At 72.1% G+C, this 10,672-nt stretch carries 9 protein-coding genes and 2 pseudogenes; 3 read left to right on the forward strand and 8 right to left on the reverse strand.

Annotation, left to right across the window (positions count from 1 at the left end):
• The 5 genes and pseudogenes from RB628_RS08455 to RB628_RS08475 all read right to left on the reverse strand — a co-directional run bounded on the left by RB628_RS08455 (position 1) and on the right by RB628_RS08475 (position 4,610).
• A complete protein-coding gene (locus tag RB628_RS08455; protein WP_318319678.1) occupies positions 1 to 3,000 on the reverse strand; it encodes a helix-turn-helix transcriptional regulator in 3,000 nt (999 codons plus the stop codon).
• A gap of 46 nt (positions 3,001 to 3,046) precedes the next feature.
• A complete protein-coding gene (locus RB628_RS08460) occupies positions 3,047 to 3,397 on the reverse strand; it encodes a UBP-type zinc finger domain-containing protein (protein ID WP_318319695.1) in 351 nt (116 codons plus the stop codon).
• Positions 3,394 to 3,872: pseudogene (locus RB628_RS08465) on the reverse strand (ATP-binding protein); the annotation flags it as partial. The gene RB628_RS08460 and the pseudogene RB628_RS08465, both read right to left, overlap by 4 nt.
• Before the next feature lies 1 nt (position 3,873).
• Positions 3,874 to 4,158: pseudogene (locus tag RB628_RS08470) on the reverse strand (response regulator); the annotation flags it as partial.
• Positions 4,159 to 4,256: 98 nt separating this feature from the next.
• On the reverse strand, positions 4,257 to 4,610 hold the full coding sequence (locus RB628_RS08475; RefSeq protein WP_318319679.1) for a VOC family protein: 354 nt from the start codon (positions 4,608 to 4,610) through the stop codon (positions 4,257 to 4,259).
• A 63-nt stretch (positions 4,611 to 4,673) separates the two neighbouring features.
• Between RB628_RS08475 and RB628_RS08480 the strand changes: the two genes are divergently transcribed.
• Positions 4,674 to 5,546: a universal stress protein gene (locus RB628_RS08480; protein WP_318319680.1), complete on the forward strand. Its 873-nt coding sequence runs from the start codon at positions 4,674 to 4,676 to the stop codon at positions 5,544 to 5,546.
• Position 5,547: 1 nt separating this feature from the next.
• On the opposite strand, the gene RB628_RS08485 is transcribed toward RB628_RS08480, so the two are convergent.
• Both RB628_RS08485 and RB628_RS08490 read right to left on the reverse strand, forming a co-directional pair.
• Positions 5,548 to 6,798, reverse strand: a complete 1,251-nt coding sequence (locus tag RB628_RS08485; protein ID WP_318319681.1) for a DUF4032 domain-containing protein — start codon at positions 6,796 to 6,798, stop codon at positions 5,548 to 5,550.
• Positions 6,799 to 7,059: 261 nt separating this feature from the next.
• Positions 7,060 to 7,686 carry an alpha-ketoglutarate-dependent dioxygenase AlkB gene (locus tag RB628_RS08490; protein WP_318319682.1) on the reverse strand — a complete coding sequence of 209 codons (627 nt, stop codon included), beginning with the start codon at positions 7,684 to 7,686 and terminating at the stop codon, positions 7,060 to 7,062.
• 126 nt (positions 7,687 to 7,812) lie between these two features.
• Between RB628_RS08490 and RB628_RS08495 the strand changes: the two genes are divergently transcribed.
• Together RB628_RS08495 and RB628_RS08500 are read left to right on the forward strand one after the other, a co-directional pair.
• Entirely contained in the window at positions 7,813 to 8,454 is a 642-nt protein-coding gene (locus tag RB628_RS08495; RefSeq protein ID WP_318319683.1) for a TetR/AcrR family transcriptional regulator, read from the forward strand.
• A 17-nt stretch (positions 8,455 to 8,471) separates the two neighbouring features.
• Positions 8,472 to 10,145: an FAD-binding dehydrogenase gene (locus RB628_RS08500; protein ID WP_318319684.1), complete on the forward strand. Its 1,674-nt coding sequence runs from the start codon at positions 8,472 to 8,474 to the stop codon at positions 10,143 to 10,145.
• Here RB628_RS08500 and RB628_RS08505 read toward each other — a convergent pair.
• Positions 10,142 to 10,513: a DUF488 domain-containing protein gene (locus tag RB628_RS08505; RefSeq protein WP_318319685.1), complete on the reverse strand. Its 372-nt coding sequence runs from the start codon at positions 10,511 to 10,513 to the stop codon at positions 10,142 to 10,144. The two genes, RB628_RS08500 and RB628_RS08505, sit on opposite strands and share 4 nt — an antisense overlap.
• Positions 10,514 to 10,672 lie beyond the last annotated feature (159 nt).

Raw genomic sequence — 10,672 nt, forward strand, 5'->3', positions numbered from 1 at the left:
TCAGCCCGAACCAGGCCCCGGCCCCGCCTCGGTCTCTGTCGCCGCGCCCGCAGGGATCAGTCCCTCCCGGTAGGCGACCGCCACCGCCTCCCCCCGGCTCGTGGCGCCCAGCTTGGCCAGGATGTTGGAGACGTGGACGCTCGCCGTCTTGCCGCTGATGAACAGGTCCTCGCCGATGCGGCGATTGCTGTGACCGAGGGCGAGCAGCTGCAGGACCTCCTGTTCACGGGCGGTCAGGAGTGCCGGGGCAGCGCGGGAATCCTCGGTGGGAGCGGGGTCCGAGAGCCGACCGCGCCGGATGAGCGCGTCCAGGTCCTGGAGCAGAGGTGCGGCGCCCAGGCGCAGTGCCGTCTCGCGGGCCGCGCGGGCCTGTACGGCAGCTTCCTCGCGGCGGCCGTCCGCCAACAGGGCTTCGGCCAACCGCCTTCGGCAGCGCGCCTGTTCGTAGACCTCGCCGAAGCCGAACGCCGCGACCGCCCGCTCCCACGCCTCGGCATCGGGACCGGCCGTCGCCCGAGTCCACTCCGCCTCGGCACGAGCCAGCCAGGCCAGTCCTTCCGGGCCCTGCGGGGTGCCGTCGCGGCCCTTCGCGGCCCGGGCACGGGCCAGTGCCAGCAGTTCGGTCGCCGTCTGCGTCCAGCGGAGCGTCCCCGCCTCGTCGCCGGATCGGCGAAGGCGGGTGGCCGTGTCGGCGACGGCGGCAAGGGCGAGGGCGGCAAGCCGCACCGCGATCTCCGGAAGCGCCCCGGCATCGTCGGTGAGCGACTTCACCGTGCCGTACACGCGCTCCACGGCCACCTCGGGCTCTCCTGCCAGGGCGGCGGCGTCCGTGAGCACGATGCCCGCGACCAGCGTGGACATCCAGTCGAACGGCCCGTCGAGGAGGGCCCGGGCGCGGTCGGCGGCGCCCATGTCACCGCGTGCCAGAGCCACGTACAGCGAAGGCCCCGACACATAACCGGCAGTCGCGGGGAGCACCTCGGTGTCGGCCGGAGCCGTCCGGGCGCACTCGTCCCACCGGCCCAGCGTGTACAGGACCAAGGACTGCAGGTAGCGCATCTCCCGGGGGTACGGCGAGGAGAGGAGGCCCGCGCGCCGGGCACGGTCCAGGCCCTCGGAGAGCCACGGCAGGCACTCCTCCGGCAGACCGGACTCGAAGCAGCCGATCGCGAGATTGAACAGCGCGCGCATCTCCACCGGCGAACTGCCCGCCCGCCGGGCCAGTTCACGGGCCTCCCGGAGCCGCTCGCGGGCCTTGGGAGTGCGACGGCCCCCTGCTTCGAGACCGGCCACGGAGATCATGAGGTCGGCCAGCGCGTCGAGGGCCTGAAGCTCCTCGGCGACGGAGAGGGCCTGCCGGGCCACCCGGAGCGCGGTGTCGTTGTCGCCCATCTGCCGCGCCGCCATGACATGGGTGGCCGCCGCCCACACCCATGTCCGCGAGGGAGGCTCGGCCGGGATCAGGTCGAGCGCCTCCTTGCTGTAGGCGAACGCGGCCGACAGGTGGTCGATGTCCATGAGGTTGTCGGCGAGCGTGTAGCGGACGCGGGCCGCGAGTTCGGCATCCGTGTCCCGGCCGACCCCGGCGAGCGCCGCCCGGGTGAGCGACACCGCGCGGTGCGACTCCCCGGCGTGTGCCGCCGCGGCGGAAGCCCGCAGCGTCAGCGTCACCGTGTCCAGGCCCTCGCCCGTGGGACGGGCGCCCGCCTCCACCGCCGGCCACATGTCGATGACGGCCTCCAGATGCCGCAGCTCCTCCGCGGGCGCGCCGACGCGATCGGCGTGATCGGCGGCCTCCAGCGAGGCCGTGAGCGCCTCGGCCAGGTCGTGGCTCTCCCGGTAGTGGTGGGCGCGCTCCGCCGCGGTCTCGGCGGTGCGGCCCCGCCCGGCCAGCAGCCGCGCGAACGCCCCGTGCAGCCGCGACCGCTCGCCCGGCAACAGGTCGGCGTACACGGCCTCGCGGGCGAGAGCGTGCCGGAAGGAGTACGTGTCGCCCTCCCCGGCGACGAGGAGCTGCCGTCCGACCGCCTCGCGCAGCGCTGACTCCAGTTCGTCCTCCGGAAGCCGGACGGCGTCGCTCAGCAGATCGTGCTCGACGCGCCGCCCGGCGACGGCGGCCGTCCGCAGCACCTGCTGGGCGGTGTCGGACAGTTGCTCGAAGCGGATGAGGAGAACGTCGGCGAGCCCGCTGGGGACACCGCCCGACTCCGCGTCGGTGGCCGCGAGGAGCTCCTCCGCGTAGAAGGCGTTGCCCTCGGCCCGCTCGACGATCCGGCGCACGGTCGTGTCGGGCAGCGGCCCCTCGCCCAGGGTTCGCACCAGCCGGGCCACCTCGGCGTCGGCCATCGGCCGCAGCTCCAGCCGCTCGACGGCCGGCAGTCGCACCAGTTCCGCAAGGAGCGGGCGCAGCGGATGGCGGCGATGGAGGTCGTCCGCGCGGTACGACGCGAACACCGCGAGCCGGTGGCCGGGCGCGCCGACCGTGGGCCCCTGGAGCACGCCCCGGCTGAGCAGGAACCGCAGCAGATCGCGGGACGACTGGTCCGCCCAGTGCAGGTCCTCCAGCACGAGCAGCAGTGGAGCGGCCTCGGTGACCTCGGTCAGCAGCCCGGCCATGCCTTCGAACAGCCGCAGCCGCCCACCGGCGTCCCGCACCCCCTCCTCCGCCCCGCCACCGAGCAGCCGCCCGACCACGGGATGCTGGGCGAGCGCCCCCGCGAACCGCTCGTCGGCGGCCAGCACCCCCAGGATCTCGGTGAACGGCAGATACGGCAGACCGACGTCACCGAGATCGACACAGTGCCCCGTGAGCACGGTCATCCCCCGGTCGGAGGCCCACCCGGCGGCCTCCGCGAGCACCCGCGTCTTGCCCACGCCGGCGTCCCCGGCGATGAGCACGGCACGGGCCTCACCAGCACGGGCACGGTCCAGCACACCGGCGAGACGGGCCAGCTCGTCGTCGCGGCCGATGAGGGGAGTGTTGAACAGGTTCTGCGGCACGAACGAATCCTGACATGCACCACCGACAGGCCTGGCAGGCCAGGGCTCAGCGCAGCGTCTCCGCCCAGTTCCCCGGCACGCGCCCCGCCGGCCCCGGGGCCGGCGGGGCGGCCGGATGGCAGGCCGGGGGAGCCAGGACCGGACCGGACTCGGACAGTTCTGACGTCTCGAAGTTCCAGAACCAGGACTCGCCCGGCTCGTAACTGTGGATCACCGGATGGCCGGTGTTCCGGAAGTGGCCGGTGGCGTGCTTGGCGGGCGAGTCGTCGCAGCAGCCGATGTGACCGCACTGGGCACAGCGCCGCAGATGGGACCGCCACCCGCCGGCCGCGTCGCACTCGACGCATCCGGCCCCGCTGGGCGGGACGCTGGGGTCGATTCCGGTGTCCTTGGTCATGACGGCTCCTTGGCCGGGGCGGAATCCACGGCAGTGTCGGGGTCGGGGGCGGAGGTGAGAGGGAGCAGTACCTGGAAGCGGGTGTCGCCGGGTACGGACTCGACCTTCAGGTCGCCGTGGTGTTGTCGACGACGATCCGCCAGGAGATGTCGAGCCCCAGCCCCGTGCCCTCGCCCACCGGCTTCGTGGTGAAGAACGGGTCGAAGATCCGGCCGCGGATCTCCGCCGGCACCCCCGGGCCCGTGTCGCGGAACTCCACCAGCAGCCGGTCGTGCACCAGCGCCGTCCGTACGGCCAACGTCCCTTCCCCGCCCGCGCTGTTCATGGCGGAGACCGCGTTGTCGATCAGGTTGGTCCACACATGGTTCAGCTCGGCGGGGTAGGCCGGAATCCTCGGCAGCGAACGGTCGTACTCCTTCACGACCTTGACGAGCGAACCGATCTTGCCCGACAGCATCAGCAGTGTGCTGTCGATTGAGCAGCACACGCCGCGCGCCCGGATGGACGTCCAGGGCCTGTTCGAGGAACTCGATGCCGTTCATCTGCGGCATCCGGTAGTCGGCCAGGATCACCGCCACCAGATCGCCGCGCAGCTTCGGCTCCCGCAGCGCGTCCAGCGCGGACTCACCGGACTCCGCGCGCACGATCCGGTACGACTCGCCGTGGCGCCGCCGCAGGTCTCGGGCGACGGCCCGGGAGACCCCGGGGTCGTCGTCCACGGTCGTGATGACGGTCCGCGCTGCGTCCGCGGCCCTGGCCATACGTCTCCCACCCGAGCGGCCGGAATCACGGGCGGCGTCAGCACGGTGCCGCGCCGCCTTCGACCCATCGTATGTTCGAAGGCCGCGCCTCACTCCGGTCAGCGCTGCAGAGCGCCGAGCACGCAGAACTCGTTGCCCTCCGGGTCCACAAGAGTGGTCCAGGACTGCTCACCCTGACCGATGTCCACATGACGCGCTCCGAGGGCCAGCAGACGGTCGACCTCGGCCTGCCGGTCGTCCGGCCGGAAATCGAGGTGCAGCCGGTTCTTGACGGACTTGGCCTCCGGGACACGTACGAAGAGCAGACCGGGCATCCGGTCCGGCGCCGGCCGGATCTCGTACTCCTCGGGGGAGTCGTCGACGACCGCCCAGCCGAGCGCATCGGCCCACCAGCGCCCCAGCGCCGCCGGGTCCGCCGCGTTCACGATCACTTGTTCCCATTCCAAGGTCATGCGTGCAGGGTAGTGAAGACTGGGACCGGTAAGTATTTATGATCACGACACGGAGGGAACCGTATGACGCGCCCGATCACGGCAGGGGTCGACGGAACGCCCGAGAGCCATGCAGCGCTGTCCTGGGCGGCCAGGGAGGCCGTACGCCGGAATCTCGCGCTGCGTGTGGTGCACGCCTGGCAGGTGGTGCCGGACCAGGCATTCGGGGCCTCGGCCCGGGAGACCCACGACGAGTGGGTGCGCGACGGCGTGGACGAGGCCGCGCGGGCCGTCGTCGGACGGCATCCGGAGCTGGACGTGACCGTCGACGTGGTCGAGGGCAGTGCGACGCACTCGCTCGCCGAGGCCGCGGCACAGGCCGAGATGCTGGTGCTCGGCTCCCGTGGGCACGGGGCTGTCCTCGGGTTCCTGCTCGGGTCCGTCGGGCAGCACGTGATCGCCGAGTCCGCGCGGCCCGTCGTCCTCGTGCGCGCGGAGGACAGCGTCTCCGGCGAGGTCGGCGGGCGCGAGGTCGTCGTGGGCCAGCAGGGCGACCCGGAGGAGAGCGCGCCGGCCCTGCGGTTCGCGTTCGAGGCCGCGGCGGCTCGCGGCGCCGCCGTCCGCGCCGTCCGTGTGTGGAGCCTGCCGCCGCTGTTCGCGTACAGCCCGGGCTCGCTGAAGCTCCTCGACGACGCCGGGGGCATGGAACCGTACGAGAAGAACGCGCTCGCCGCCGCGCTGGAACCATGGCGCGAGCGCTTCCCCGACGTGCCCGTCACACCGCACGTGGAGATGGGCAGCGCGGGGGAGGTGCTGCTGTCGGTGGCCGGGCGGGCACAGCTCCTGGTCGTCGGGCGGCGCGCACGCCGCTCGGCCGTGGGCGCGCGGATCGGGTCGGTCGCCCACGGCGTACTGCACCACGCGCACTGCCCGGTGGCCGTGGTCCCGCACGAGTGACTCAGGCGGGCGGCGCCGCCTCCTCTGTCGGCAGGGGCAGCGCCTGGCGGGCCTTGGGCAGGATGTTGGCGATGTAGTCCTGGACCGCCGTGTCCAGGCCGATGTCGTGCTGGGCCCGCTCGGAGAGGAACCAGCGGTGCTCCAGGAGCTGGTGGTAGATCTCGGCGGAGTCCACGTTCCCGCGCAGCTCGCGCGGTACCTCCCGCACCGTCGGCCGGAACACCTCCCGCACCCAGCGGTGCGCGAGCACCTCGGGGCGGGCGCCGAGAGGGTCGCCCGGGTCGTAGTCGTCCTGGGTGGCCATCCAGCTCTCCAGGTCAGTGAGGAGCCGCCGCGCCTGGTTCTCCTCGGTGTCCAGGCCGGTCAGCCGCAGCAGCTGCCGCTGGTGGTGCCCCGCGTCGACGACCTTCGGTACGAAGGTCACCGTGTCACCGTTCGAGGAGTGCTCGATCTGCATCTCGGCGACGTCGAAGCCGAGTTCGTTGAGGCGCCGGATGCGGCGCTCGATGTAGTGGTACTTGCCCGCCGGGTAGACGGAGGTGCGGGTCAGCTCCTGCCACAGACGCTGGTAGCGGGCGCAGATCTCCATGCCGAACTCGATGGGGTCCACGGAGGGGTGCAGCGCCCCGGACGCCTCCAGGTCCAGCAGCTCACCGCTGATGTTCACCCGGGCCAGGTCGAGGTCGTACTCGCGCTGCCCGTCGCTGAGCTGCGGGTGCAGATCGCCCGTCTCGGCGTCGACCAGGTAGGCGGCGTACGCGCCCGCGTCGCGCCGGAAGAGGGTGTTGGACAGGGAGCAGTCGCCCCAGGCGAACCCGGCGAGGTGGAGCCGGACCAGCAGGACCGCCAGTGCGTCCATCAGACGGTGCATGGTGGCCGGGCGCATCGTCGTCTCGAACATCGAGCGGTACGGCATCGAGCCGCCGAGGTGCCGGGTGACCAGCACCGGCTCCAGGGCGCCGCCGTCGTCGTCGGCGCGCCCGGTGACCACCGCCAGCGGGTCGACGGCGGGGATGCCGAGCCGGTCCAGGTCCCGCAGCAGCTCGTACTCGCGCAGGGCGGGGCGTTCCGCCAGCTCCTTGACGGCGATAACCTCGTCGCCGGCGCGTGCATAGCGCACGACGTGCCGGGAGATACCGCGCGGCAGCGGTACGAGGTAGTGGTCGGGCCACTCCTCCAGGGGGAGGTGCCACGGCAGTTCGAGCAGGAGTACGGGGTGCTCGGGGTTGGTGGCGCTGATCTGCAATGCCATGGCTAGACCGTTCTCGTTCGTGCTCGTTCCGCGGTTGATCGTCACCTCACTCTAGAGCGCCACCTCACCGTGCCCGCTCCCGCGCCTGGCGGGCCGCCTCCCGCCCAGTTGGTGTTGCTTCCGTGTGCGAGCTGAATGCCATCGGCGACTTGCCGGACGTCTGCCCGCATGATCTTCCCGTTCTGCAGTCCGCTGCCGGATGACACACAGCAAAGCAGACGGGGGTGGAGTGGATCACGACGGGGCGGGCCGCTCTGGGCCTCACTGCACCCCGTGCGGCCGGAACTGGACGCTGATCCGCGGACCCGTGGCCCGCGCGCTCTTGGGTACGGCGTGCTCCCAGGTCCGCTGACAGGAGCCGCCCATCACGATCAGGTCCCCGTGCCCCAGCGGACGCCGTAGTGTCTCGCCGCCGCGCGCGGGCCGCAGCAGCAGGTCGCGAGGCGCGCCCACGGAGAGGATCGCGACCATGGTGTCCTCGCGCGCACCGCGCCCGGTCCGGTCGCCGTGCCAGGCGACGCTGTCCCGTCCGTCCCGGTAGTAACAGAGCCCGGCCGTGGTGAACGGTTCTCCGAGCTCGGCGGCGTAGTGCGCGCAGAGCGCGTCACGCGCCCCGGTCAGCACCGGGTGCGGCAGCGCGTCCCCGGCGCCGTAGAAGGCCAGCAGCCGGGGTACGTCCACGACGTGGTCGTACATCTTCCGGCGCTCGGCGTGCCACGGGACGCCGGCCGCCAGTTGTTCGAACAGGGCGTCGGCCCCGTGGAGCCAGCCGGGCAGTTCGTCGATCCAGGCGCCATGACCCAGCGGCGTGCGGCGCAGCCCGGCCAGCGCCCCGAGCCGGAGCTCGTCGCTCTGGTCGAAGAGTGAGCCCTGGAGATGTGCGGTCATGGCACCAGCGTACTTCTGAATTCGAATCTCTGTTCCTATTTGGGAGGCGGTGAAATCTCCCCGCGCCGACCCCTTTGGATGCATCGACGTATCGGATACATTCCCGTATCGAAAGGAGGTCCGGACATGGCGGTAGAGGGAACGGCGGGGCGGGTGACCAAGCGGCGCGTGCGGACGCGGGCCAATCTGCTGGAGGCCGCGTTCGCGGTGTTCGCCGCGAAGGGGTTCGGGCGGGTCTCCATCGAGGAGGTCTGTGAGGCCGCCGGCTACAGCAGAGGCGCCTTCTACTCGAACTTCGACAGCCTGGACGAACTGTTCTTCGCCCTCTACGGGGAGCGCGCCGGTCTGATCGCCGAGCAGGTAGCGGGTGCGCTGGCCCAGGACGGCCCGGACCTCGACGTGCCCGCCGCCGTCGACCGGGTCACCGACGTACTGCTGCTCGACCTGGACTGGCTGCTGGTCAAGACCGACTTCCTGGTCCACGCGGCCCGGGCCCCCGCCGTCGCACAGACCCTCCTGGAGCACCGCGAGCGGCTGCGACGGGCCGTCGCGGACCGGCTCGCCCGGGCCACCGAACACACCGATCTGCCCGCCGTACTCGGCGACGCCGAGGGCGCCGCCCACGCGGTGATCGCCGCGTACGACGGGGTCACGACCCAACTGCTGCTGGACAAGGACGTCGAGCACGCACGCGCGTGGCTCAAGCAGCTGCTCACCGCACTGCTCACCCACGGCAGCGACAACCCGGCCGCGCGCAGCGGCGGATGAGAAAGGGAACGGTCGCCATGGATGCGGACGTCATCGTCGTCGGAGCCGGCCTCGCCGGCCTGGTCGCGGCACACGAGCTGACCAGCATGGGACGGCGGGTCGCGCTCGTCGACCAGGAGAACGCCGCCAACCTCGGCGGGCAGGCCTTCTGGTCCTTCGGCGGGCTGTTCCTCGTCGACACGCCGGAACAGCGGCGCCTCGGTATCAAGGACTCCCTGGACCTCGCCTGGAGCGACTGGCAGGGCAGCGCCCAGTTCGACCGCGTCGACGACGAGGACTCCTGGGCGGTGAAATGGGCGCGCGCCTACGTCGAGTTCGCGGCGGGGGAGAAGCGGTCCTGGCTCGCCGGCCACGGCATCTCGTTCCTGCCGACGGTCGGCTGGGCGGAACGCGGCGACCTGCGCGCCCACGGGCACGGCAACTCCGTGCCCCGCTTCCACGTCTCGTGGGGCACCGGCACCGGAGTCGTAGAACCGTTCGTGATCAGCGCCAAACAGGCGTCCCGTGACGGGCTGCTGACCTTCCACCACCGCCACCAGGTCGACGAACTCGTCGTCACGGAGGGCGCCGTGCGCGGCGTGCGCGGCACGGTCCTCGCCGAGGACACCTCGCCGCGCGGAGTGGCGTCCAACCGGGACCGGATCGGCGACTTCGAACTCACCGCCCAGGCCGTGGTCGTCACCACCGGCGGCATTGGCGCCAACCACGACATCGTGCGCCGCTACTGGCCCGAGCGGCTCGGCTCGGCACCGGCCGGCATGGTCACCGGCGTGCCCGCCTACGTCGACGGGCGGATGCTCGACATCAGCGCCGAGGCGGGGGTGCGCCTGGTCAACCGGGACCGCATGTGGCACTACACCGAGGGCCTGCAGAACTGGAACCCGATCTGGCCCGGCCACGGCATCCGTATCCTCCCCGGCCCGTCCTCCATGTGGTTCGACGCGCTAGGCCGTCGCCTTCCCGATCCCTGCCTGCCCGGGTACGACACCCTCGGCACCCTCAAGTACCTGCGCACCACCGAGGACATCGCCGAGCACGACCACTCCTGGTTCATCCTCACCCAGCGGATGATCGAGAAGGAGTTCGCCCTGTCGGGTTCCGAACAGAACCCCGACATCACGGCCAAGAACCGCAAGGCGTTCCTCAAGGAGCGCATCCTCGGCAAGGGCGCCCCCGGCCCGGTGGCCGACTTCGTGAAGCACGGCGCCGACTTCGTGGTCGCGGGCACCCTCGACCAACTCGTCGAGAAGATGAACGGACTGACCGACAAGCCGCTCCTCGACGTGGCCCAGGTGCGCCGTCAGATCGAGGCCCGCGACCTCCAGATCGCCAACCCGTACAGCAAGGACTCGCAGATCCAGGGCATCCGCAACTCCCGCCGCTACATCGGCGACCGGCTCGGCCGCACCGCCACCCCGCACCGCATCCTCGACCCGGAGGCCGGCCCGCTCATCGGCGTCAAACTCCACACCCTCACCCGCAAGACGCTCGGCGGCATCCAGACGGACCTCGACTCACGCGCGCTGGGCGCCACGGGCGAACCCGTCGAGGGGCTGTACGCGGCCGGCGAGGTCGCCGGCTTCGGGGGCGGCGGCGTACACGGCTACAACGCCCTGGAGGGCACCTTCCTCGGCGGTTGCCTCTTCTCGGGCCGTGCGGCGGGGCGGGCGGCGGCACGGGCGACGGCCTAGGGTTCTCCGCCGGACGTCAGCAGTTCGGCCAGCACCGAGGCATGGCTCCGCGCAGGGGACCTGGCGGCGGTCACGAGCGTCGCCGGGCCCCTGCCGGCCAGGTCGCGCAGCGCGTCCAGGGGTTCCGCCGCCTCGGGCGCGGCCAGCTCCGCCTCGTACCGGCGGCGGAACTCCTCGTACGCGTCGGCCGCGTCCTCCTGGGCGTGGTACCAGCGGCGCAGCTCGGTCGACGGGGTGAGCGCCTTCGGCCACTCGTCGATCCGCGCCGCGTCCTTGGACAGGCCGCGCGGCCACAGCCGGTCGACCAGGACGCGCACACCGTCCGCCGGCTCGGGAGCTTCGTGGACACGACGGACGCGGAAGGTCATGAGCGGCCTCCGGCGGGGCGGGGATACGGGACCGACTGAATGATGTGTGCGGTCCCGGCGACTCGCAACTTGACCAGAAGGAGAAGGAACCCGGGCGGTGGCGCCTCTAGGCCCGGACTTCGCGGGTCACCGTTTCAGGTTTGTGGCCAGTGGGTCTGT

The organism is Streptomyces sp. ADMS, from assembly GCF_033441795.1.
In the GTDB taxonomy this organism is placed as follows: domain Bacteria; phylum Actinomycetota; class Actinomycetes; order Streptomycetales; family Streptomycetaceae; genus Streptomyces.

Bases quoted from the DNA above. Each gene is read 5' to 3' on its own strand.
- RB628_RS08460 (WP_318319695.1), bottom strand. From the start codon at position 3,397: ATGACCAAGGACACCGGAATCGACCCCAGCGTCCCGCCCAGCGGGGCC.
- RB628_RS08475 (WP_318319679.1), bottom strand. From the start codon at position 4,610: ATGACCTTGGAATGGGAACAAGTGATCGTGAACGCGGCGGACCCGGCG.
- RB628_RS08480 (WP_318319680.1), top strand. From the start codon at position 4,674: ATGACGCGCCCGATCACGGCAGGGGTCGACGGAACGCCCGAGAGCCAT.
- RB628_RS08485 (WP_318319681.1), bottom strand. From the start codon at position 6,798: ATGGCATTGCAGATCAGCGCCACCAACCCCGAGCACCCCGTACTCCTG.
- RB628_RS08490 (WP_318319682.1), bottom strand. From the start codon at position 7,686: ATGACCGCACATCTCCAGGGCTCACTCTTCGACCAGAGCGACGAGCTC.
- RB628_RS08495 (WP_318319683.1), top strand. From the start codon at position 7,813: ATGGCGGTAGAGGGAACGGCGGGGCGGGTGACCAAGCGGCGCGTGCGG.
- RB628_RS08500 (WP_318319684.1), top strand. From the start codon at position 8,472: ATGGATGCGGACGTCATCGTCGTCGGAGCCGGCCTCGCCGGCCTGGTC.
- RB628_RS08505 (WP_318319685.1), bottom strand. From the start codon at position 10,513: ATGACCTTCCGCGTCCGTCGTGTCCACGAAGCTCCCGAGCCGGCGGAC.